Raw genomic sequence first — 23,448 nt, forward strand, 5'->3', positions numbered from 1 at the left:
CACCACAGGATGCGAAGAGTGTCCCGGATTGCGGCAATGGCTGTCCGGCTGTGCGGGACGTGTCGGGAGAGGATGGTCCGTACGGACTCGATCTTTGGTCCCGAAGGGACCGGAGGAGCCCGGAAGGGCTCGATATGGGGGAGAGTGCCCCCTGCGGGGCGGCGGAAACCGCCCCGCGAGAGGTCGTACGAAGCGACGCTCCGTCAGGCGACGGGCGGGTCCTTCCGCAGCCGGAACCAGTAGAAGCCGTGTCCCGCGAGAGTGAGCAGGTAGGGCCACTGGCCGATGGCGGGGAAGCGCACCCCGCCGATCAGTTCCACCGGATGACGCCCGTTGTACGCCCGCAGATCCAGCTCCGTCGGCTGTGCGAACCGCGAGAAGTTGTGGACGCAGAGCACCAGATCGTCGGTGCCGTCACCGTTCGGCGGAGCTTCCCGGATGAAGGCCAGCACAGCCGGGTTCGAGGACGGCAGCTCCGTGTACGAGCCCGTTCCGAACGCGTGGTTCTGCTTGCGGATCTCGATCATCCGCCGCGTCCAGTGCAGCAGCGAGGACGGCGAGGCCATCGACGCCTCGACGTTGGTGACCTGGTAGCCGTAGACCGGGTCCATGATCGTGGGGAGGTACAGCCGCCCCGGATCACTGGAGGAGAAGCCGGCGTTCCGGTCGGGGGTCCACTGCATCGGGGTGCGTACGGCGTCGCGGTCGCCGAGCCAGATGTTGTCGCCCATCCCGATCTCGTCCCCGTAGTAGAGGATCGGGGAGCCGGGCAGGGACAGCAGCAGGGCCGTGAACAGCTCGATCTGGTTCCGGTCGTTGTCCAGGAGGGGTGCCAGCCGGCGGCGGATGCCGATATTGGCCCGCATCCTCGGGTCCTTGGCGTACTCCGCGTACATGTAGTCGCGCTCTTCGTCCGTGACCATTTCGAGCGTGAGCTCGTCGTGGTTGCGCAGGAAGATCCCCCACTGGCAGTTCTTCGGGATCGCCGGGGTCTTCGCCAGGATTTCCGAGACCGGGTAGCGGCTCTCGCGCCGTACGGCCATGAAGATGCGGGGCATCACGGGGAAGTGGAACGCCATGTGGCACTCGTCGCCGCCGGACTGGAAGTCGCCGAAGTAGTCGACGACGTCCTCCGGCCACTGGTTGGCCTCGGCCAGCAGCACGGTGTCCGGGTAGTTGGCGTCGATCTCCTTGCGGACCCGCTTGAGGAAGGCGTGGGCCTCGGGGAGGTTCTCGCAGTTGGTGTTCTCGCGCTGGTAGAGATACGGCACGGCGTCGAGGCGGAAGCCGTCGATGCCGAGGTCCAGCCAGAAGCGCAGCGCCGAGATGATCTCTTCCTGGACCGCCGGGTTCTCGTAGTTGAGATCTGGCTGGTGGGAGAAGAACCGGTGCCAGTAGTACTGCTTGCGCACCGGGTCGAAGGTCCAGTTGGACGTCTCGGTGTCGACGAAGATGATCCGGGCGTCCTGGAACTGCTTGTCGTCGTCGGCCCAGACGTAGTAGTCGCCGTACGGCCCGTCGGGGTCCGTGCGGGACTGCTGGAACCAGTCGTGCTGATCGCTCGTGTGGTTCATGACGAAGTCGATGATCACGCGCATGCCGCGCTGGTGCGCGGCGTCGACGAACTCGACGAAGTCGGCGAGGTCACCGAACTCCGGCAGGACGGCGGTGTAGTCGGAGACGTCGTAACCGCCGTCGCGCAGCGGCGACTTGAAGAACGGCGGCAGCCAGAGGCAGTCGACGCCCAGCCACTGCAGATAGTCGAGTTTGGCGGTGATGCCCTTGAGGTCGCCGATGCCGTCGCCGTTGGAGTCCTGGAAGGACCGGACGAGGACCTCGTAGAAGACGGCGCGCTTGAACCAGTCGGGATCGCGGTCCTTGGCGGGAGTGTCCTCGAACGTGTCGTGGACGGGCTCGTTGACGATCATGGTGTGGGTGACCCTCCGGTCGGCGGGGACGGTCGCAGAACGACGATGTGCGCGGGTGTCACACCCGGCTCCAGACGCACATAGAAGGTCCTGCCCCAGTGATAGGTGTCGCCGGTGAGCTCATCGCGCACCGGTACGCGCTCATGCCAGTCGAGGCAGAGCTGTGGCATGTCCAACGAGACCGTGGCCTCCTGGGTGTGGTGGGGGTCGAGGTTGACGACCACCAGAACGATGTTCGAACCCGAGCGCTTGCTGTACGCGATCAGCGCCTCGTTGTCGACGGAGTGGAAGTGCACGTCGCGCAATTGCTGGAGCGCCGGATGGCGTCGTCTGATCCGGTTGAGCGAGGTGATCAGAGGGGCCAGCGAACGGCCCTCGCGCTCCGCGGACTCCCAGTCCCTGGGCTTGATCTCGTACTTCTCCGAGTGCAGGTACTCCTCGCTCCCGGAACGCACCGGGGTGTTCTCGCACAGTTCGAACCCCGCGTACACGCCCCAGGACGGGGAGAGCGTCGCGCCCAGGACGGCCCGCGTCTCGAAGGCGGGACGACCACCGTCCTGGAGGTAACCGGGAAGGATGTCGGGGGTGTTCACGAAGAAGTTCGGGCGCATGTACGAGGCGGAGTCGCCCGAAAGCTCCGTGACGTACTCGGTGAGTTCCTGCTTGGTGTTACGCCAGGTGAAGTACGTGTACGACTGCTGGAAGCCGACCGCGGCGAGCGTGCGCATCATCGCGGGGCGGGTGAACGCCTCGGCGAGGAAGATCACGTCGGGATCGGTGCGGTTGATCTCGCCGATCACCTTCTCCCAGAAGACCACCGGCTTGGTGTGCGGGTTGTCGACGCGGAAGACGCGTACGCCGTGGTCCATCCAGAACCGGAGGATGCGCACGGACTCCGTGACCAGCCCCCGCAGATCCTTGTCGAAGGCGATCGGATAGATGTCCTGGTACTTCTTCGGCGGATTCTCCGCGTAGGCGATGGAGCCGTCGGGCCGGTGGTGGAACCACTCCGGGTGTTCGGTCACCCAGGGGTGGTCGGGGGAGCACTGGAGGGCGAAGTCCAGCGCGACCTCCATGCGCAGGGTGCGGGCGGTCTCGACGAAGTGGTCGAAGTCGTCGAGGGTGCCGAGCTCGGGGTGGACGGCGTCGTGGCCGCCCTCGGCCGAGCCGATCGCCCAGGGCACGCCCGGGTCGTCCGGGCCGGGGGAGAGGCTGTTGTCCGCGCCCTTGCGGTGGGTGGTGCCGATGGGGTGGATCGGCGGGAGGTACACGACGTCGAAGCCCATGGCCGCGACCGCGGGCAGCCGCTCGGCGGCGGTGCGGAAGGTGCCGCTGATGATCCGGGTGGCGGGCGGCTGTGCCTTCGCGGCCTTGCCCGTCCGGCCCTTCTTCGCGCCCTTCGGCGGCTTGATCTGCTCCGTCCTGGCGCCTTCGGAGCGCGGGAACAGCTCGTACCAGGAGCCGTAGAGGGCCCGGCGGCGCTCCACGGTCAGGGGCAGCGGCCGTGAGGCGGTGACCAGTTCGCGCAGGGGGTGGCGGGTCAGGGCCTCGTCGGCGGCGGGGGCGAGCGCCGCGGCGAGCCGGGAAGCCGCCGGGCGCGCGGTGTCGCGCAGGGCGTCGGCCGCTGCGAGCACCGCCTCCCGGCCCTCCTGCTTCGGTACGTCCTCGGCGGCCCGCTCGTAGAGCGCGGCGCCCTCGGCCAGGACCAGTTCGGTGTCGATGCCCGCGGGGATCTTGATCTGCGCCGCGTGCCGCCAGGTCGCGACCGGGTCGCTCCACGCCTCCACCGTGTAGGTCCAGCTGCCTTCGGCCGACGGGGTGACGTCGGCTCCCCAGCGGTCCGTTCCGGGCGCCAGTTCACGCATCGGCGTCCATGGCCCCGGGCGTCCGCTGGGGTCGTGCAGGACGACGTTGGCGGCCACCGCGTCATGGCCTTCGCGGAAGACGGTGGCGGTGACCTGGAAGGTCTCACCGGCGACGGCTTTCGCCGGCCTTCTGCCGCAGTCGACGAGCGGGCGGACGTCGAGGACGGGAATGCGACCGATCATGGAATCACCTGGGGGCTGGAGCTCGGGAGGCACGGGGCGCGACGGGGTGGCGGAGAGCTGTACGGGCGTGCCGCGGTTGTCGGGGTTTGTCCTTTGTAGCCGCTCTGCTGTCGACTGGCTGGTTGTGGGCATGGCCGCTCCTGTCCGCGTTCACTCGAATGGCACTCGAATGGGTGGTGCGCGGGGTATCCGCGCACGATTCGGTGCGCGGATACGGACTGCCGGGGCTGCGTACCGGGGAAGCCTGCCCACGGTTCTCGGGTGGGCAATCCGGCGGTGTGTTAACTACTCGGTCGTAGCTGCCGGGTGCCCCGCGGCGGTGTGCCGCTCCCCGGCCGTCACACGGAAGCCTTCCCTGTGCTCCGGAGGGCCACAAGGCCGCATGACGGTACGGAATCGGCCATATCAACTGGGGCGAATCCGTGCGTGTTGGGCCAACGGGTCCCATGGGGTGAGTGGGGCACGTCGTACGGACGGGGCGAGAGGCGCCGGTGTGTCCGGGCCTGGGGAGGAGCCGGGGCGCGGGGGTGCGGACGGGACGAGTCCGCCGGACCGGGTGAGCCGGTCGCGCGCCGTGGCAGGGTCCGGCGGCGCGCCGCTACCTTCGAGGGTGACGGAGAGGGCGCACACCGTGGTGCGTCCCCTCGGATTCGTACGTCCCCTGTAAAGGTGGAATACGTGAAGGCCATTCGTCGGTTCACCGTGCGTCCCGTCCTCCCCGATTCCCTGCAACCGCTCCAGGACCTTGCCCGCAACCTGCGGTGGTCCTGGCACACCGAGACCCGTGAGCTCTTCCAGGCCGTCGACCCCGAGGGCTGGCGGCCCGCGGACGCCGACCCCGTCCGGCTCCTCGGTGCCGTGTCCGCCGGACGCCTCGCCGAGCTGGCCGGGGACCAGGAGTTCCTGCGTCGGCTGACCCAGGTCTCCGACGACCTCAAGGAGTACCGAGACGGCCCGAGGTGGTATCAGGACCAGCTCGCCGGCGGCGCGGAACTCCCCGCCGCCGTCGCCTACTTCTCGCCCGAGTTCGGTGTGACCGCGGCCCTGCCGCAGTACTCCGGCGGACTCGGCATCCTCGCGGGCGACCACCTCAAGGCCGCCAGTGACCTGGGCGTTCCCCTCATCGGAGTGGGACTGCTCTACCGCCACGGCTACTTCCGCCAGACCCTGTCGCGCGACGGCTGGCAGCAGGAGCACTATCCCGTCCTCGACCCCAACGAACTGCCGCTCACCCTGCTGCGGGAGACCGACGGCACCCCCAGCCGGGTGGTGCTGGCCCTGCCCGGCGGGCGCTCGCTCCACGCCTGCATCTGGCAGGCCCAGGTGGGCCGCGTACCGCTGCTGCTGCTCGACTCCGACGTGGAGGAGAACGCGGCGGGCGAGCGCGACGTCACCGACCGGCTGTACGGCGGTGGCAGCCACCACCGTCTGCTCCAGGAGATGCTGCTCGGCATCGGCGGGGTCCGCGCCGTGCGGACGTACTGCCGGCTGACCGGGACCGCCGACCCCGAGGTGTTCCACACCAACGAGGGGCACGCCGGATTCCTCGGTCTGGAACGCATCAGGGAACTTTCCGAGACCGGGCTGGACTTCGACGCCGCCCTGGAAGTGGTGCGGGCCGGTACGGTCTTCACCACCCACACCCCGGTGCCCGCCGGGATAGACCGTTTCGACCGCCAGCTGGTGGCCCGGCACTTCGGGGACGACGGCGAACTGCCGGGCGTCGCCGTCGACCGGATTCTCCGCCTCGGACTGGAGACCTACGAGGGCGGTGAACCCGGCCTCTTCAACATGGCCGTCATGGGGCTGCGGCTCGCCCAGCGGGCCAACGGCGTCTCCACCCTGCACGGGGCCGTCAGCCGGGAGATGTTCTCCGGCCTCTGGCCGGGATTCGACGCCTCCGAGGTGCCGATCACCTCGGTGACCAACGGCGTGCACGCACCGACCTGGGTGGCCCCGGAGGTCTTCCGGCTCGGTGCCGGACAGGTCGGCGCGGGCCGGGCCGGCGACGCCCTCGTCGGCGGGCCGGTGGAAGGCGCCGCCGACGGCGGAGCGGGCGGGCGTCCCGCCGGCACGCCCAGGCGGTGGGAGGCCGTGGCCGGCATCCCGGACCGGGAGATCTGGGACCTGCGCCGGGTGCTGCGCGAACAGCTGGTCACGGAGGTGCGCAAGCGGCTGTACGCCTCCTGGCGGCGGCGCGGCGCGGGCACGGCCGAACTCGGCTGGATCGACGGCGTGCTGGACCCGGACGTGCTCACGATCGGGTTCGCCCGCCGTGTGCCCTCGTACAAGCGCCTCACGCTCATGCTCCGCGACCGCGACCGGCTGACGGAGCTGCTGCTCCACCCGGAACACCCGATCCAGATCGTCGTCGCGGGCAAGGCGCATCCTGCCGACGACGGCGGCAAGCGGCTGGTGCAGGAACTGGTGCGCTTCTCGGACGACCCGCGGGTGCGCCACCGCATCGTCTTCCTGCCGGACTACGGCATGGGCATGGCGCAGAAGCTCTACCCGGGCTGCGACGTCTGGCTCAACAACCCGCTGCGTCCGCTGGAGGCGTGCGGCACCAGCGGGATGAAGGCGGCGCTCAACGGCTGTCTCAACCTCTCGGTGCGGGACGGCTGGTGGGACGAGTGGTACGAGCCGGACTTCGGGTGGGCGATCCCCACCGCCGACGGCTCCGCCACCGACGAGGACCGGCGCGACGAGCTGGAGGCGAACGCCCTCTACGCGCTGATCGAGGACCGGATCGCGCCGCGCTTCTACGACCGGGGCGGGGAGGGGATGCCGGATCGCTGGATCGAGATGGTCCGCCGCACTCTGGTCACCCTCGGACCCAAGGTGCTCGCGGGACGCATGGTGCGTGAGTACGTGGAGCGGCTCTACGCCCCCGCCGCACTGGCCCGGCGCTCCCTCGACCCGGCGGCGGCGCGGGAACTCGCGGTGTGGAAGGCCCGGGTCCGGGCCGCCTGGCCCGGGGTCGCCGTCGACCACGTGGAGGCGTCGGCGGCCACCGTCACGGGCGGCTCGGCGGAACTGGGCTCCACGCTGTCGCTCCGGGTGCGGGTCGCCCTGGGCGGACTGGACCCGGACGACGTCGAGGTCCAGGTGGTCGCCGGGCGCGTCGATTCCGGCGATGCGATCGCGGACGCCCAGACGTTCCCGCTGAAGCCGGCCGGCGGTCACGACCTGGAGGACCGCTGGCTCTACGAGGGCCCGCTCGCCCTCGACCGCACGGGACCGTACGGCTACACCGTGCGCGTGCTGCCGGCGCACCGGCTGCTGGCCTCCGGCGCGGAACTCGGCCTGGTCGCCCTGCCGGCCGAGGGCGCGGTGGACGGCGCGGGCGTACTGCTGCGCTGACGGTCCGGCCGGGGAGCACCACCGGCCCGGCAGGAAACGGCGAACGGCCCGGGAGGAGAGTGAACTCCTCCCGGGCCGTTCGGTTCGGCTCAGCTCAGCGCGCTCGACCTCAGAAGGTCAGCTTGAAGCTGTTGATCTTGCCGGTGTCCTGCGCGGCGATGTCCTGGACCTTGAGCTTCCAGGCGCCGTTCGCCACCTCGGACGAGGCGTTGACCGTGTAGGTCGTCACCACGTTGTCCGCGGAATCGCTCGACGAGGAGTTCTTCAGCCGGTACGCGGTGCCGTCGGGGGCGACCAGGTCGATGACGAGGTCACCGCGCCAGGTGTGCGTGATGTCCACGCCGACCTGGAGGGCGCTCGGCGCGTTGCCGGTGACGCCGGTGACGTTGACCGTGCTGGTGACGGCCGCACCGTTGTCCGGGATCGAGACCGCGGTGGTGTTCTCGAAGACGGTGCCACCGCCGCCGCCACCGGGGCGCGAGCCCACGGCGATGCCGGCCCAGGCGTCCGCCACGGCCTTGTACTCGGCGCTGGTCGTGCCGTACAGCTCACCGGCCACGGCGAGGGTGCCGGTGCGGGCCGCGGCGTAGTTCGTCGTGGAGGTGAACTTCGTGGTGAGCGCCTTGAACCAGATCTGCAGGGCCTTGTCCCGGCCGATGCCGGTCACGGGCAGACCGTCGGAGGTCGGCGAGTTGTACGAGACGCCGTTGACGGTCTTGGCGCCACTGCCCTCGGAGAGCAGGTAGAACCAGTGGTTCGCCGGGCCCGAGGAGTAGTGGACGTCGATCGAGCCGATGCCCGAGTACCAGGCGTCCTTGGAGCCGCCGTCCTTGCTCGGCTTGTCCATGTAGCGCAGCGGGGTGCCGTCGCCGTTGATGTCGATCTTCTCGCCGACGAGGTAGTCGCCCGGGTCGGCGGTGGTGTTGGAGAAGAACTCCACGCCCGCGGCGAAGATGTCGGAGGTCGCCTCGTTGAGGCCGCCGGACTCACCGCTGTAGACCAGGTTGGCCGTGGCGGCGGTGACGCCGTGCGACATCTCGTGGGCGGCGACGTCCAGCGAGGTCAGCGGCTTGACGTTGCCCGAACCGTCGCCGTACGTCATGCAGAAGCAGCTGTCCTGCCAGAAGGCGTTGACGTAGTTGTTGCCGTAGTGGACGCGGGAGTACGCGGCGACACCGTCACCGCGGATGCCCGTGCGGCCGTGCACGGTCTTGAAGTAGTCCCAGGTCTCGGCCGCGCCGTAGTGCGCGTCCGCGCCCGCGGTCTCCAGGTTCTGCGGGGTGCCGTCGCCCCAGATGTCGTCGCTGCCGGAGAAGAGGGTTCCGGTGCCGGACGTGCCGCGGTTCAGGTTGTACGTCTTGCCGTTGCCGCGGGTGGTGTCGGTCAGCGTGTACGAGGGCGCGGTGCCCAGCGTGACCTGGCCGTTGTACTGGGTGTTGCCCGTGCCGGTCTCGACGGCCTGCCACTCGTAGAGCTTCGCGCCGCTGGAGGCGTCCGTGACGACGTGCAGCTCGTTCGGGGTGCCGTCGTGCTGGAAGCCGCCGACGACGGTCTCGTAGGCGAGCTGCGGTGTGCCGCTCGCCAGCCAGACCACCTTGCGCGGGGCCTTGCTGGCCTCGGTCGCCTTCGAGCCCTCGGACTTGGCGGCGCCCAGCGCCTGCTTCTCGGCGGTGGCCGGCGCGACGTCCGCGGAGGTGCCGACGGCCTTCAGCTGGGCGGTGGTCGCCTTGGACGCCTTGGTGACGCTCTCGGTCTTGCCCGCACCGGTCTCCTGCACGACGAGGTCGCCACCGAGGACCGGAAGGCCGTCGAAGGTGCGCTCGTACCGGGTGTGCGTGGTGCCGTCGCGGTCCTGGACGACATCGCGGACGACGAGCTTCTCCTGCGGGCCGAGGCCCAGCTGCTTGGCGGTGGCCGCCTTGGTGGAGTTGGCCTCGCGGAGCAGCTCGGCGCGCTGCGAGGGCGAGAGCTGCGCGGGGAGCGAACCCGGGTCCGCCTTGGCGGCGGCCGGGGCGGCGACGGGACCACTGCCGGGGGTGGCGGTGGCGGTGCCGGTCTGGATTCCGACGGCGAGCATGGCTGCTGCGGCGATCAGAGCGCCGGTCGCGGTGGCACGACGGCTGTGCGTGGATCTCACGCTGACTCCTTCTGCGAGGGGGGTATCGGGCGGCCGGGTGAGCCATCCGGGCAGAGCAAGCGGTGCGCAGAACGGGGTGAAGAGTGTCAGCAGATGTGTGCACCTGTCAGGACCGCGTCAAAAACTTGGCCGGAAATCGTCCGTTGCCCGATGGGCCATGTTCGTTAAGCGGACGTTTCGCCGATCATTGCCGCGATGACGTCCGGAGTTCGACGGGGCCGGTAATCCCAGGGCGAGGAGGGGTTCGGAACACACGCGGCGTGTTCGAACGACACATGCGGTTCCGGCCGATGACCACCTGTTGAGACGGCGCGGAGTGTGGCTCGTTCCGCGCCGTCCCTCGGGGCTTCCGGTCGGTGCGTACGGCTCAGGCCAGACTCTCCCGCCAGGCGCGGTGCAGCCCGGCGAACCGGCCCGTGCCACCGATGAGTTCGGCCGGAGCGCCGTCCTCCACGATCCGGCCGTGCTCCATCACCAGCACCCGGTCCGCGATCTCCACCGTCGACAGCCGGTGCGCGATGACCACCGCCGTACGGCCGTGCAGCACCGTGTCCATCGCACGCTGCACCGCCCGTTCGCCCGGAATGTCCAGCGAACTCGTCGCCTCGTCCAGGATCAGCACCGCAGGATCGGCGAGCAGGGCCCGGGCGAAGGCGACCAGCTGGCGCTGACCGGCGGAGATCCGGCCACCCCGCTTCCGTACGTCCGTGTCGTAGCCGTCGGGCAGGCTGCTGATGAAGTCGTGCGCGCCGATGGCCTTCGCCGCGCGCTCGATCTCCCCGGGCGTCGCGTCCGGCCGGCCGATCGCGATGTTCTCGGCGACCGTCCCGGAGAACAGGAACGCCTCCTGGGTCACCATCACGACACCCCGCCGCAGTTCGGCCGTGGCGAGGTCCCGCAGATCGGTGCCGTCCAGCAGGACCCGGCCCTCGGTCGGATCGTAGAAACGGGCCAGCAGCTTCGCCAGCGTCGACTTCCCCGCGCCCGTCGAACCGACCACGGCGACGGTCTGCCCGGCCGGCACCGTCAGATCGAAGCGCGGCAGGATCTCGCCGCCCGTGCGGTAGGCGAAGCGCACGCCCTCGAAGGTGACCTCGCGGCCCGGCTGGTCACCGGTCAGGGCCGGGAGTTCCTTGGGCGCGGCCGGCTCCGGGACCGTGGGCGTCTGCGCGAGCAGACCCGCGATCTTGTCCAGCGAAGCGGCGGCGGACTGGTAGGAGTTCAGGAACATCCCGAGCCGGTCGATCGGGTCGTACAGCCGCCGCAGATAGAGCACGGCCGCGGCCAGCACGCCGAGGGCGAGCGTCCCCGACGCCACGCGGTAGGCGCCCCACAGCACCATCGCGGCCACCGCCGTGTTGGCGACCAGCCGGGAGCCGATGACATAGCGCGCCATCTCCAGGATCGCGTCGCCGTTCGCCCGCTCGTGACGGTGGTTGAGCGTGGAGAAGTCCGCGTCGTTGACCCGCTCGCGGCGGAACGCCTGGACCGGCCGGATGCCGTTCATCGTCTCCGCGAACTTCACGATGACCGCGGCGATCGCCGTCGACCGGGCGGCGAACGCCCGCGCCGCCCGCCGCTGGTAGAGGCGCACCAGCAGATACAGCGGTACGAAGGAGAGCACCGCGATCGATCCGATCGCGGGGTCCAGCCAGAGCAGCAGCAGGGAGATGGACAGGAACGAAAGGATCACGCCGATCAGTTCCTGGAGCCCCTCGCTCAGCAGCTCCCGCAGGGATTCCACATCCGTGGTGGAGCGGGAGATCAGCCGGCCGGAGGTGTAGCGCTCGTGGAAGTCCACGCTCAGCGCCTGCGCGTGACGGAAGATCCGGCCGCGCAGATCGAGCAGGACGTCCTGGTTGATCCGCGCCGAGGCCCGGATGAACGCGTACTGGAGGACGCCCGCCCCGAGCGAACAGAGCGCGTACCCGACGGCCACGGCGATCAGCGGCCCGTAGTCCTCGTCCCGGAACGCCGGTACGCCCCTGTCGATCGCGTACGCCACCAGGAGCGGGCCCGCCTGGACCGCGGCCTGCTGGAGCACCAGGAACAGCGCGGACACCCCGACCCGGCCGCGCAGCGGACGGAGCAGCGAGGCGAGCAGCGCCCGGGTCGCGCCGCGCGGCGCGGGCAGGGCGTCCCGGTCGAACGGGTCACCGGCCGGGGCCTCCCGTTCCGCGCCGGGCAGGCCGTCGTCGGCCAGAGCGGGTCCGTCGGTGGTGGTACTGGTCATCGGGTGCTGCCCTCCTCGCACGTGGCGTTCGCGTTCTCCAGGGCAGCCGTGGCGCCCTCCGCTTCCTCCGCGCCCGACATCAGCCAGGCGTATTCGGCGTTGGTGCGCAGCAGTTCCTGGTGCGTACCGACGGCGCTGATCCGCCCGTCGGAGAGCAGCGCCACCCGGTCCGCGAGCATCACGGTCGACGGCCGGTGCGCCACCACCACCGCCGTCGTCCGCTCCAGCACCCGGCGGAGCGCCGCCTCCACGAGCGCCTCCGTGTGCACGTCCAGGGCGGACAGCGGATCGTCCAGCACCAGGAAGCGGGGACGGCCGACGACGGCGCGGGCCAGCGCGAGACGCTGGCGCTGACCGCCGGAGAGGCTGAGACCCTGCTCGCCGACCTCGGTGTCCAGGCCGTGCGGAAGGTCGTACACGAAGTCCGCCTGCGCGACGGCGAGGGCGCGGCGCAGCTCCTCCTCGCCCGCTCCCTCGGCGCCCATCAGCACGTTCTCGCCGACGGTCGCCGAGAAGAGGGTCGGCTCCTCGAACGCCACCGACACCAGCTCGCGCAGCCGCGGCCGTGCCATGCGGGCGATGTCCTCGCCGTCCAGCGTGATCCGGCCCGCCGTGACCTCGTGCAGCCGCGGTACGAGAGCCGTGAGCGTCGTCTTGCCCGAGCCCGTCGCACCCACCAGGGCCATCGTCTCGCCGGGGCGGATCCGCAGGTCGATGCGCGCGAGCACGGGCGCGGAGCCCGGCTCGGCGTCGGGATACCGGAACTCGACGCCTTCGAAGACCATGCCGGACCCGTCGGCCTCGCGGCCCTCGCCGTCCCCGTCGGCGCCGAGCTCCTCCGCCACGTCCATGACCTCGAAGTACCGCTCGGTCGCCGTCGCCGACTCCTGGCTCATCGCCAGCAGGAAGCCGATCGACTCCACCGGCCAGCGCAGCGCCAGCGCCGTCGAGAGGAAGGCCACCAGCGTGCCCGCCGACAGCGCGCCGTCCGCCACCTGGATCGTGCCGAGCACCAGCGCCGCGCCGATCGCCAGCTCCGGGATGGCGGTGATGAGGGCCCAGATCCCGGCGAGCAGCCGGGCCTTGCCCAGTTCCGTACTGCGCAGCCGCTGCGAGAGCTCGCGGAAGGCCAGGGCCTGGCTGCGGTGCCGGCCGAAGCCCTTGACGATCCGGATGCCGAGGACGCTCTCCTCGACGACCGTCGTCAGGTCGCCCACCTGGTCCTGCGCCGTGCGCGCCACCACGGAGTACTTCGTCTCGAACAGCGAGCAGATGATCACCAGGGGCACCGCGGGCGCGAGCAGGACCAGGCCGAGCGTCCAGTCCTGGGCGAACAGGATGACGAAACCGACCAGGATCGTGGTCGCGTTGACCAGCAGGAAGGTCAGCGGGAAGGCCAGGAACATCCGCAGCAGCATCAGGTCCGTGGTCCCGCGCGAGAGCAGCTGCCCCGACGGCCAGCGGTCGTGGAAGGCCACGGGAAGCCGTTGCAGATGGCGGTAGAGGTCGGCGCGCATCGCCGCCTCGACTCCCGCGAGCGGCCGTGCCACGAGCCACCGCCGCAGACCGAAGAGCACCGCCTCGGTTATCCCCAGGAGGAGCAGGAACAGCGCTCCCAGCCATACGCCGCCGGGGTCGCGGTCAGCGACCGGACCGTCCACCATCCACTTCAGTACGAGCGGGATCACGAGTCCCAGGCACGAGGCCAGGATCGCCACGAGGGCCGCGCTGAACAGCCGGACGCGTACCGGACGGACGTAGGGCCACAGACGCAGCAATGAGCGCACGGCGGACCGGTCCGTGTGCTCTGCAAGTTTTTCGGGCATCAGGAGCGAGCCTACGGTTCACCACTGACATCCCTCATGTCCTTTTCTCGCCGCATCCGGTCCGCGCACCACCGCACGACGGGTGTCCTTCAGCCCCTGTGCGTCACGCCCCCACCTTCAGCAACAGCACCGCCCGCGCCGGAACAGTGAGGGTCGTGCCGCCCCGGTGCAGCGTCCCGGGAGCGGCGGACTGGTCCTCCGACGAGGTGTCCAGGAGCAGTTCGTACGTGGCCGCCCAGGGCGGTCCCGGCAGGGTGAAGCCGGTCGGCCGGTCGCCCGCGTGGAGGATCGTCAGGAAGCTGTCGTCGGTCACCTGCTCGCCCCGGGCGTCCCGGCCGGGGATGTCCCGCCCCGACAGATACAGGCCGAGTGTCGCCGCCGGCGCGTACCAGTCCTGCTCCGTCATCTCCTTGCCCTCACGGGTGAACCACGCCAGGTCACGCAGTCCGTCCGGGGCCTGCGCGCGGCCCGAGAAGAACGCCCGGCGCCGCAGCACCGGATGGGTGTGGCGCAGGGCCAGCACCCGGGCGGTCAGTTCGGTCAGCCCGCGCCACTCCGGCCGGTCGAGCAGCGACCAGTCCAGCCAGCTGACCTCGTTGTCCTGGCAGTAGGCGTTGTTGTTGCCCCCTTGCGTACGTCCCATCTCGTCGCCCGCCACCAGCATCGGGACGCCCGTCGACAGGAGCAGCGTGGTGAGGAGGTTGCGCAGCTGGCGGCGGCGCAGCGCGTTGATGCCGGGATCGTCCGTCTCGCCCTCGGCGCCGCCGTTCCAGGCACGGTTGTCGTGCGTGCCGTCACGGTTGCCCTCGCCGTTGGCCTCGTTGTGCTTCTGCTCGTAACTGACCAGATCGCGCAGGGTGAAGCCGTCGTGCGCCGTGACGAAGTTGACCGAGGCGTACGGCCGCCGGCCGCCCCACGCGTACAGGTCGCTGGAGCCGGTCAGCCGGTAGCCGAGGTCTCTCACATCGGGCAGGGCGCCGCGCCAGAAGTCGCGTACGGCGTCGCGGTAGCGGTCGTTCCACTCGGTCCACAGCGGGGGGAACGCGCCCACCTGGTAGCCGCCGTTGCCGACGTCCCACGGTTCGGCGATCAGTTTGACGCGGCGCAGCACCGGGTCCTGGGCGATCACCGCGAGGAACGGGGAGAGCATGTCGACGTCGTGCATCGACCGGGCGAGCGCCGCCGCCAGGTCGAAGCGGAAGCCGTCGACGCCCATCTCCGTCACCCAGTAGCGCAGCGAGTCGGTGATCAGCCGCAGCACCTGCGGCTGCACCACGTGCAGGGTGTTGCCGCAGCCGGTGTAGTCCGCGTACCTGCGGGCGTCGGCCTGGAGCCGGTAGTAGCCGCGGTTGTCGATGCCGCGCAGCGACAGCATCGGGCCCAGCTCGCCGGCCTCCGCCGTGTGGTTGTAGACCACGTCGAGGATCACCTCGATCCCGGCGTCGTGCAGCGCGCGCACCATCCGTTTGAACTCGCCGACCTGCTGGCCCGCCGTGCCGCTCGCCGAGTAGCCGGCGTGCGGGGCGAAGTAGCCGATGGAGTTGTAGCCCCAGTAGTTGTGCAGCCCCCGCCGCAGCAGATGGTCCTCGTGTGCGAACTGGTGCACCGGCAGCAGCTCGACCGCCGTCACACCGAGCCGCTTCAGATGGCCGACGGCCGCCGGATGCGCGAGACCGGCGTACGTACCGCGCAGCTCCGGGGGGATGTCCGGGTGGAGCTTGGTGAAGCCGCGTACGTGGAGTTCGTAGATGACGGAGTCCGCCCAGGGCGTCTTGGGGCGCCGGTCCTCCACCCAGTCGTCGTCGTCATGGACCACGACTCCTTTGGGGACGAAGGGGGCCGAGTCCCGGTCGTCGCGCACCGTGTCCGCGACGTGCTGCTGCGGCCAGTCGCGCACATGGCCGTACACCTCGGAGGGCAGGGTGAAGGAACCGTCCACCGCCCGTGCGTAGGGGTCCAGGAGCAGCTTCGCCGCGTTCCAGCGGGCGCCGGTCCAGGGGTCCCAGCGGCCGTGCACCCGGTAGCCGTAGCGCGTGCCGGGCCGGACGCCCGGCACGAAGCCGTGCCAGATCTCGTGGGTCAGTTCGGTCAGCGGGCAGCGCGTCTCGTTGCCCCGCTCGTCGAAGAGGCAGAGGTCGACCGACTCCGCCCCGCCCGCCCAGAGCGCGAAGTTGGTCCCCGCCACTCCGTCGGGTCCCACCCGGAAGCGGGCGCCGAGCGGCATGGGCGCCCCCGGCCAGACGGGTGGTGCGGGCGGCCCGCCGCGAGCGGCGGCCCCGGCGCGGTGGCCGTTCGCCCCGGGCGCGGGGGACGCCCCGGCGCCCGTGACCTCGGGGATCCCGTCGGACCCCGGGCCCCCGGGTTCCGCCTCCACCACCCTCCCGATCGACTCCTGCACGTCCTCCTGCTCGGCTGCGCTCGACACCTCTCAGCCTCCCGCGGCTCGTTCGGACCGGCACCGGCGAGGGAGCTCACGGCGTCCCGGCCGCGGCCTTCCCGATGTGGTCCTTCCCTCTGTTCTGCCCACGGCGGGGCCCGCACTCACGTTTCCCCCGAGCGGCCCTGGTCGTTGGGGGTGCGTGAACCACGTAGCGAAAAGGACACGGGCGGGTTCGGCCGCCGTGCCGGCATGGACGGGACTGCTCACCGTGCTGGCCGTACTGACCGGCTGCACCGAAGGAACGCCGCTCATCGGCGAGGGCAAGCCACGCACTCCCCGCGACGCGATCCGCATCCTCCCGCAGGACGGTGCCAAGGACGTCGACTCGGAGAGCCGGATCGAGGTGAAGGTCCCCGACGGGCGGCTGGAGCGGGTGAGGGTGACCCGGATCGAGGACGCGCAACGGCAGGAGGTGACCGGCCGGATCTCGCAGGACGGGCGCTCCTGGGAGCCGCTGGGCGGCACCGGCCGGCTCGGCCTCGCCTCGAAGTACAGCATCGAGGCGGTGGCCGTCGACGCCGCGGGCCGCCGCTCGGCGCGCAACACCACCTTCACCACGCTCGTCCCCGAGCACCGCTTCATCGGCTACTTCAAACCGGAGAACCGGTCCACGGTCGGCACCGGAATGATCGTTTCCTTCGACTTCAACCGCCCCATCCGCAACCGCGCGGCCGTGGAGAAGGCCATCAGGGTCACCGCGGAGCCGGCGGTCGAGGTGGTGGGCCACTGGTTCGGCAAGGACCGCCTCGACTTCCGCCCCGCGACGTACTGGAAGCCGGGCACCGAGGTCACCGTCGACGTGGGGCTGCGCGATGTGCAGGGCGCGCCCGGGGTGTACGGCAGTCAGCAGAAGACGGTCGGCTTCACGGTGGGCCGTTCGCAGGTGTCCCTGGTGGACGCGGCCGAGCACACCATGGAGGTACGCCGCGACGGCGAGCTGCTCAGCACGGTGCCGATCACGGCGGGCGCGCCGAAGACGACCACGTACAACGGAAAGATGGTGGTCACCGAGTTGCACGAGGTGACCCGGATGGACGGGCGCACGGTCGGATTCGGCGGCGAGTACGACATCAAGGACGTCCCGCACGCCATCCGGCTCACCGAGTCCGGCACCTTCCTGCACGGCAACTACTGGGCCTCGTACGACACGTTCGGCTCCTCCAACACCAGCCACGGCTGCATCGGCCTGCGCGACGCGAAGGGCGGTAGCGGGGAGACCCCGGGCGGCTGGTTCTTCGACCGGACCCTCATCGGGGACGTGGTCGAGGTGGTCAACTCCCGGGACAGGAAGGTCGCACCGGACAACGGTCTCGGCGGCTGGAACCTCGGCTGGAAGGCGTGGAAGGCGGGCTCCGCGCTGCGCTGACGCCCGGCCGTTCCCCCGCCCCGCCGCACCCCGCGCCACCTGCGCATGTCCCCGGACAAGTTGGGACTGAACGGTGACATGCGCAGGGGAGTGCTCCCGGCTTCCGGTGTGATTATCTAGCGCCGGGCGCGCATGTTCGGCGCGCGGGGGTGCGGGTACCGGCGGGTCGCCGGGCCGTGCGAGGGGAGACAACCACATTGAACGGGCAGCCCATATGGGGGGCATCGGCCGGAGCGCGTGGCGGACGGCGTGGGCGCGGGGCGTCCGGCCCCCTGGCTCTGGTTCTGGGTGCGCTGCTGTTGCTGGTGACGGCCTGCGGCGGGGGATCGGCCGACGAGGGGAACAAGCCCAGGAAGGACGACCGGCCGAAGGCCGCGGACACCAGCGCCTCGCAGGCGGTGGTGACCATCGCTCCGGAGGACGGCGCGGACTCGGTGGCGACGAGCGGGGCGCTGAAGGTCTCGGCCGCCCAGGGCAAGCTGAGCACGGTGAAGGTCGCCGACCCCAAGGGCAACGAGGTCGAGGGGAAGATCGCGTCGGACGGGGCGAGCTGGGTTCCCGACCGGCATCTCGCCGCGGCGACGAAGTACGCCGTGCACGCGGTCGCCAAGGACGCCAAGGGGCGTGAGTCCGCGAAGGACACCACGTTCACCACGCTGGTCCCGCAGAACACCTTCATTGGGCAGTACACGCCGGAGGACGGTTCGACCGTCGGCGTCGGCATGCCGGTGTCGATCCACTTCACCCGGGGGATCACCGACCCGGACGCCGTGGAGAACGCGATCCGGGTGACGGCGGAACCGGCCGTCGAGGTGGAGGGCCACTGGTTCGGCAACGACCGGCTCGACTTCCGTCCGGAGAAGTACTGGGCCGCGGGCACCAAGGTGACCGTGGAGCTCGGCCTCGACGGCGTCGAGGGGCGGCCGGGGGTCTACGGCAAGCAGGCCAAGACGGTGTCGTTCACCATCGGCCGCAGCCAGGTCTCCACGGTCGACGCGAGCTCGCACCGGATGAAGGTGGTCAGGGACGGGAAGCAGATCAAGGACATCCCGATCTCCGCGGGCGCCCCGGCGACGACCACGTACAACGGTCAGATGGTCATCAGCGAGAAGCTCAAGGTGACCCGGATGAACGGTGACACCGTCGGCTTCGGCGGCGAGTACGACATCAAGGACGTGCCGCACGCGATGCGTCTCTCCACCTCGGGCACGTTCATCCACGGCAACTACTGGGGCGGGTCGGGCATCTTCGGCACGACCAACACCAGCCACGGCTGCGTCGGTCTGCGCGATGTGCGCGGCGGTTACGACGGCCAGACACCGGCCGCCTGGTTCTTCGACAGGTCCCTCATCGGCGACGTGGTCGTCGTGAAGAACTCCAAGGACAAGACGATCCAGCCGGACAACGGCCTCAACGGTTGGAACATGCCCTGGTCGGAGTGGACCGCGTAGGTCCGGACGTCGGCGGAGCGGGCCCGGTGCTGTGACCAACAGCACCGGGCCCGCCGTCGTTAGCGCCGGTTAACCTGCCTCACATGACCGTAACCCTCGAAGTAAGCGACAACGTCGGCACGATCCGGCTGGACCGCCCGCCGATGAACGCCCTGGACGTCGCCACCCAGGACCGCCTGCGCGAGCTGGCCGAGGAGGCCACCCGCCGCGACGACGTGCGCGCCGTGATCCTCTACGGCGGCGAGAAGGTGTTCGCCGCCGGCGCGGACATCAAGGAGATGCAGGCCATGGACCACACGGCCATGGTCGTGCGGTCCAAGGCGCTCCAGGACTCCTTCACCGCCGTCGCGCGCATCCCGAAGCCGGTCGTCGCCGCCATCACCGGTTACGCGCTCGGCGGCGGCTGCGAGCTGGCGCTCTGCGCCGACTTCCGGATCGCCGCGGACAACGCGAAGCTGGGCCAGCCGGAGATCCTGCTCGGTCTGATCCCGGGCGCGGGCGGCACCCAGCGCCTCGCCCGGCTGGTCGGCCCGTCGCGGGCCAAGGACCTCATCTTCACGGGCCGTCATGTGAAGGCGCCGGAGGCTCTGACGATCGGTCTGGTGGACCGGGTGGTTCCCGCGGCCGAGGTGTACGAGCAGGCGCACGCGTGGGCCGCGCGACTGGCCCAGGGGCCCGCGCTGGCGCTGCGGGCCGCCAAGGAGTCCGTGGACGCGGGCCTGGAGACGGACATCGACACCGGGCTCACGATCGAGCGCAACTGGTTCGCAGGTCTGTTCGCCACCGAGGACCGCGAGCGCGGAATGCGCAGCTTTGTGGAGGAGGGCCCGGGCAAGGCCAAGTTCCTCTGACCGAACGCCAGTTGGGCACAGAGTGACGTGGGTTCATCCGTGCGGGCGGATTAGCTGGGCCTTAAGGGAACCTTAAGGCCCAGTGGTCCGCCGGGCCTGGCACATCCCGTTCTGGAGGGTGTTTCCGCAGCTCAGATGGGCTCTATGGGGGTGCATTCTGCCAGCGGCATATGCCTACCCGCACCTGCGGAATGGTTGATTCCGGGGTAGGGATTCCCCTGGAACGGCCCCGGAACCCTCCCCGTGCGGCCATGATGGTGGGCATGGCGGGCCTGGAGGGTGTGGAACAGCCGCGACCGCGCAGCAGCGCAACCGCGGCACGCTGGACATCGACCGTTGAGGACGAACAGGCGTTCAAGGCGCTGGAGTTGTTCGGGAATCCGACGGAGGACGAGGTCCGGTTGCCCTCGCTCCCGGAGTCCGCCGCGACCGCCCGCCGGCTCACCTCGGGCGTGGTGCTGCGGCAGTGGGCGCTCTCCCCGCTGATCGCCGAGCACGCGGTCCTGCTCGTCTCGGAACTCGTCGGCAACGCGGTGCGGCACACCGGCGCCCGGGTCTTCGGTCTGCGGATGCTGCGCCGCCGGGGCTGGATCAGGATCGAAGTCCGTGACCCCTCGCGCGGGCTGCCCTGTCTGATGCCCGTCCGGGAGATGGATGTCAGCGGGCGGGGGCTCTTCCTCGTCGACAAGCTCTCCGACCGGTGGGGCGTGGACCTCTTACCGCGCGGCAAGATCACCTGGTTCGAGATGCGGATCTCCGACCGCTGACGCGTCCCGCACATGGCTCCGCCCGCCCTGCTCGGCCGCCCTCCCCGCGCATGGCTCCGCCCGTCCCGCTCGCCCCCCGGCCTCTGTCCGCCGCCGCTTCCGGATGCACAGAAGCCCCCGGTCAGCCGTTGTGCGGCGCGGCGGGGGCTTCTATGGGGGGCCGTGAAATGGGGGGTGTGTTCACGGCCGCTCTGGACGACCTGGCCCGGGTCAATGGGGGTCGTGTCATCGACTATGGCAGACGGGCGACCTCGGTGCCAAAGGCTCAAGTCGGGCAATCTCGGCTTACCGGTCTATTTCGCAGGTAAATCGTAGGTGTGATGGGTCACCCGCCTGGCTTTTCGTGCATAAGCATGGGGGCGGTCGATTAATTCATTGATCATTCACTCGGTGGACGACTCAGGAGCGCCTCGGCTCCCACCGCCCTGAAGCCGGCCGCCTGGAACGTACGCACGCTGCGGGCGTTCCCCGGCGACTGCTGGGCCCACACCACCGCGTCCGGCACCAGATGCCGGGCGGCCAGGGCCAGGCGCTCACCGAGACGCCGGCCGCGCGCCGCCTCGTCCACCTCGATCCCGGCCTCCCAGCGCCCCGCGACCCCGCGGCCCAGGACCACCACCCCGCCGTCCGCCGCCCAGACGCGCACCTCGTCGCGGTACCTCATCGCCCGCACCACTCGCGGGTGCTCCGGGTCGGCGATCTCCCGCAGGCCGGGCTCAGGTTCGCCCGGCAGTGCGTCGGCGACCGTCAGCAGGTCGATGGTGTTCATGCCCCGCCCGCTCCGGGCCATCAGGGCGCTCAGGAAGTACGGATTCATCGTCGCGGCCAGCGGGTCGCCGGGTGTGGCGGCCAGTGTGGCCCGGACCCACTCCGGGTCCTCGTCGGTGAACACCACCGAGTGCGCGGTGAGCGCCAGCACCCCGGCGTCCCGCGCGCTCGGCTGTCCGACCACGGTCGTGGAGCCGTCGGGCGGTGGGAACGTCCCCCGCGCCGCCGCCGCCAATACGTCTGCCAGTGCACCGGACATGACGGTCGACTCCTCGCCTCGCGTTCCGCCCGTCCCGCGGAAGGGCGCCGCCTGCATGATCGTTTAATGGCCGCCGCTTCTGCCACCGAATACGCCCGATAATCTGACTCCCGTCAGTGACGCATTACGAAGGGGCGGAACAGTGGCGGACATCGAGTCGGCACGCAAGGCATTCGACCGGTTCGACCAGAACGGCGACGGTCTGATCACGGCCACCGAGTACAAGAGCGCGATGGCGCAGCTCGGCGACCCGTTCGTCACCGAGACGGTGGCGCAGGCGATCATCAACTCGAACGACGCGAACGGTGACGGCCTGCTCACCTTCGACGAGTTCTGGGCGGCGCAGAACAAGGGCTGACCGCCTGGAGGACCCCCGGCCGCAGGGCCGGGGGGCCGCCGGACGGGGCCTCCCCGTCAGCCGCGGTACGGGGCCCAGCCGCGCAGTTCGTCCTCGCGCGGGGCCCTGACCACCGACGGCTCACCGGGGCCGAACGTCATCACCGGCCGGGTCGCGTCCCAGGCCGGCCAGCCCGGATCGCCGGACGCCGCGAACCGTACCCACGCACCGTGCATCGCGTCGGCCAGCTCCTGCGGTGCGCCGGGACCGGTCAGGGCCACCGCGTCGGGCCGGTCCAGGGTGTCGAACACGAAGCCGATCTCCAAGGCGTGGCAGGCTCCGAGGCGCTGTACGGGAGAGGGCCAGCCGAACTCGTAGACATGGGTGGCGGCCCGGGCCCCGGCCCGGCTGTCGGCCAGCCGGTTGAGCGGGACCCGCAGCAGCAGGTCCGTCGCGAGGGCGCCGAGCAGCTCGCCGGGAGTGGAACCGGGACGGTTGCCCCGGTACGTGCGGGCCGTGGCGGCCGGCACCTTGAACTTCAGCAGGGCCAGCCGCAGCCGGATCCTGCCCAGCCGTTCGGTCAGGCCGCTGGGCACGAACCAGAGCCGGTACTCCTCGCTGTTCGCGCCCATCAGCAGGTCGACGCCGTGAGCGGCACCGTCGCGCAGCGCGTCGGCGGGATCGCGGGGCAGCAGTGCGCCGTCCACCACGATCTGGAAGGAGTTCCCGCCGGTCAGGGGGGAACCTCCGCTCGTCACCGCGGTCTGCGCGTCCAGCAGCGCCTCCGGGTCCACCGCCGCCAGCGCGGCGGCCGTCGCCGGGACATCCAGACGCTTCGCGATCAGTTCCGTCGTACGCCGTCCGGCCTCGGGGGAGACGGCCGTGGGCATACCGCTCTGGAGCACCGCCCGCCGGAACAGGCCCGCCGACCGCGGCGCCGCGAGCAGCGCGCCGATGCTGACGGCTCCCGCCGACTCCCCGGCCACCGTCACCCGCCGCGGATCGCCGCCGAACGCCGCGATGTTGTCCCGGACCCACTCCAGGGCCGCGAGCTGGTCGAGCAGCCCCCGGTTGTCGGGCGCGTCCGGGAGGACTCCGAACCCCTCGACGCCCAGGCGGTAGTTGACCGAGACGAGGACCACCCCGTCCCGGGCGAACGCGGCCCCGTCGTAGAGCGGCACGGCCGACGAGCCGTGCAGCAGCGAACCGCCGTGGATCCAGACGAGGACGGGCAGCCCCCGGGCACCGGCCGACGGCGTCCACACGTTCAGGCAGAGGCAGTCGTCGCCCGCCACCTCCGGGTCCGGCAGCAGCCGGTCCAGCGGGGGCGCGTACCCCCGTTTGGGCGCCGTCGGGCCGAACTCGACCGCGTCCCGCACCCCTTCCCAGGGTTCCGGGGGCTCCGGTGCCCGGAAGCGCCGGACGCCCACCGGCGGGGCGGCGTACGGAATGCCGCGGAAGACCGTCACGCCGTGCTCCACCGTGCCGCGCACGGTGCCGTGGACGGTGGCGGCCTGCGGGGGTATGCCCACCCGGGTCTCGGACATGTGCGCATCAGCCCTTTCGCGGGAGGACGGCGTGGTGCCGGGCGGGGTGACGCCGCGCGTGCGCACCAGCAGATCACGGCCGGGGGCGGCCGGCCATCCGCCGCGGACGGGCGCGTACTCCCGGCTG

Annotated in this window: 14 protein-coding genes; 6 read left to right on the top strand and 8 right to left on the bottom strand. The window is 70.8% G+C overall.

Translation table 11 applies throughout. The annotated features are described in order from the left end of the window. Window positions 1-203 precede the first annotated feature (203 nt). A complete protein-coding gene (gene treS, locus OG230_RS25005; RefSeq protein ID WP_328905968.1) occupies window positions 204-1,928 on the bottom strand; it encodes a maltose alpha-D-glucosyltransferase in 1,725 nt (574 codons plus the stop codon). Next, a complete protein-coding gene (locus tag OG230_RS25010) occupies window positions 1,925-3,976 on the bottom strand; it encodes an alpha-1,4-glucan--maltose-1-phosphate maltosyltransferase (RefSeq protein ID WP_328905969.1) in 2,052 nt (683 codons plus the stop codon). The genes treS and OG230_RS25010 overlap by 4 nt, the downstream gene beginning before the upstream one ends. 678 nt (window positions 3,977-4,654) lie before the next feature. Here OG230_RS25010 and glgP point away from each other — a divergent pair. Beyond that, window positions 4,655-7,339, top strand: coding sequence for an alpha-glucan family phosphorylase (gene glgP, locus OG230_RS25015; protein WP_328905970.1), 2,685 nt, complete (start codon window positions 4,655-4,657; stop codon window positions 7,337-7,339). A gap of 109 nt (window positions 7,340-7,448) precedes the next feature. Here glgP and OG230_RS25020 read toward each other — a convergent pair whose 3' ends face one another. From OG230_RS25020 to glgX, 4 genes are all read right to left on the bottom strand, one after another. Beyond that, a complete protein-coding gene (locus OG230_RS25020; RefSeq protein ID WP_328905971.1) occupies window positions 7,449-9,476 on the bottom strand; it encodes a M4 family metallopeptidase in 2,028 nt (675 codons plus the stop codon). A gap of 367 nt (window positions 9,477-9,843) precedes the next feature. Next, on the bottom strand, window positions 9,844-11,709 hold the full coding sequence (locus OG230_RS25025) for an ABC transporter ATP-binding protein (RefSeq protein WP_328905972.1): 1,866 nt from the start codon (window positions 11,707-11,709) through the stop codon (window positions 9,844-9,846). Next, window positions 11,706-13,535, bottom strand: a complete 1,830-nt coding sequence (locus OG230_RS25030; RefSeq protein ID WP_328905973.1) for an ABC transporter ATP-binding protein — start codon at window positions 13,533-13,535, stop codon at window positions 11,706-11,708. The genes OG230_RS25025 and OG230_RS25030 overlap by 4 nt, the downstream gene beginning before the upstream one ends. 103 nt (window positions 13,536-13,638) lie before the next feature. Continuing rightward, a complete protein-coding gene (gene glgX / locus OG230_RS25035; protein ID WP_443051366.1) occupies window positions 13,639-15,960 on the bottom strand; it encodes a glycogen debranching protein GlgX in 2,322 nt (773 codons plus the stop codon). 154 nt (window positions 15,961-16,114) lie between these two features. Between glgX and OG230_RS25040 the strand changes: the two genes are divergently transcribed. The 4 genes from OG230_RS25040 (at window position 16,115) to OG230_RS25055 (ending at window position 20,410) form a co-directional block, all read left to right on the top strand. Then, window positions 16,115-17,341, top strand: a complete 1,227-nt coding sequence (locus OG230_RS25040; RefSeq protein ID WP_328905974.1) for a L,D-transpeptidase — start codon at window positions 16,115-16,117, stop codon at window positions 17,339-17,341. Window positions 17,342-17,538: 197 nt separating this feature from the next. After that, on the top strand, window positions 17,539-18,792 hold the full coding sequence (locus tag OG230_RS25045) for a L,D-transpeptidase (protein WP_328905975.1): 1,254 nt from the start codon (window positions 17,539-17,541) through the stop codon (window positions 18,790-18,792). 83 nt (window positions 18,793-18,875) lie between these two features. Further along, a complete protein-coding gene (locus OG230_RS25050) occupies window positions 18,876-19,643 on the top strand; it encodes an enoyl-CoA hydratase/isomerase family protein (protein WP_328905976.1) in 768 nt (255 codons plus the stop codon). A gap of 251 nt (window positions 19,644-19,894) precedes the next feature. Continuing rightward, on the top strand, window positions 19,895-20,410 hold the full coding sequence (locus OG230_RS25055) for an ATP-binding protein (RefSeq protein ID WP_328905977.1): 516 nt from the start codon (window positions 19,895-19,897) through the stop codon (window positions 20,408-20,410). Between the two features lie 379 nt (window positions 20,411-20,789). On the opposite strand, the gene OG230_RS25060 is transcribed toward OG230_RS25055, so the two are convergent. Then, on the bottom strand, window positions 20,790-21,437 hold the full coding sequence (locus OG230_RS25060) for a GNAT family N-acetyltransferase (protein WP_328905978.1): 648 nt from the start codon (window positions 21,435-21,437) through the stop codon (window positions 20,790-20,792). A gap of 142 nt (window positions 21,438-21,579) precedes the next feature. Between OG230_RS25060 and OG230_RS25065 the strand changes: the two genes are divergently transcribed. Then, window positions 21,580-21,795, top strand: a complete 216-nt coding sequence (locus tag OG230_RS25065; protein WP_328905979.1) for an EF-hand domain-containing protein — start codon at window positions 21,580-21,582, stop codon at window positions 21,793-21,795. 56 nt (window positions 21,796-21,851) lie between these two features. Here the strand turns inward: OG230_RS25065 and OG230_RS25070 are convergent, their stop codons facing one another. Then, window positions 21,852-23,321: a carboxylesterase/lipase family protein gene (locus tag OG230_RS25070; protein WP_328905980.1), complete on the bottom strand. Its 1,470-nt coding sequence runs from the start codon at window positions 23,319-23,321 to the stop codon at window positions 21,852-21,854. Between the last annotated feature and the right edge of the window lie 127 nt (window positions 23,322-23,448).

The sequence above is a fragment of the Streptomyces sp. NBC_00234 genome, from assembly GCF_036195325.1.
Taxonomy (GTDB): domain Bacteria; phylum Actinomycetota; class Actinomycetes; order Streptomycetales; family Streptomycetaceae; genus Streptomyces.

Coding starts and splice junctions, on each gene's coding strand:
- treS (WP_328905968.1), bottom strand. CDS start 1,928: ATGATCGTCAACGAGCCCGTCCACGACACGTTCGAGGACACTCCCGCC.
- OG230_RS25010 (WP_328905969.1), bottom strand. CDS start 3,976: ATGATCGGTCGCATTCCCGTCCTCGACGTCCGCCCGCTCGTCGACTGC.
- OG230_RS25025 (WP_328905972.1), bottom strand. CDS start 11,709: ATGACCAGTACCACCACCGACGGACCCGCTCTGGCCGACGACGGCCTG.
- OG230_RS25030 (WP_328905973.1), bottom strand. CDS start 13,535: ATGCCCGAAAAACTTGCAGAGCACACGGACCGGTCCGCCGTGCGCTCA.
- OG230_RS25050 (WP_328905976.1), top strand. CDS start 18,876: ATGACCGTAACCCTCGAAGTAAGCGACAACGTCGGCACGATCCGGCTG.
- OG230_RS25055 (WP_328905977.1), top strand. CDS start 19,895: ATGATGGTGGGCATGGCGGGCCTGGAGGGTGTGGAACAGCCGCGACCG.
- OG230_RS25060 (WP_328905978.1), bottom strand. CDS start 21,437: ATGTCCGGTGCACTGGCAGACGTATTGGCGGCGGCGGCGCGGGGGACG.
- OG230_RS25070 (WP_328905980.1), bottom strand. CDS start 23,321: ATGTCCGAGACCCGGGTGGGCATACCCCCGCAGGCCGCCACCGTCCAC.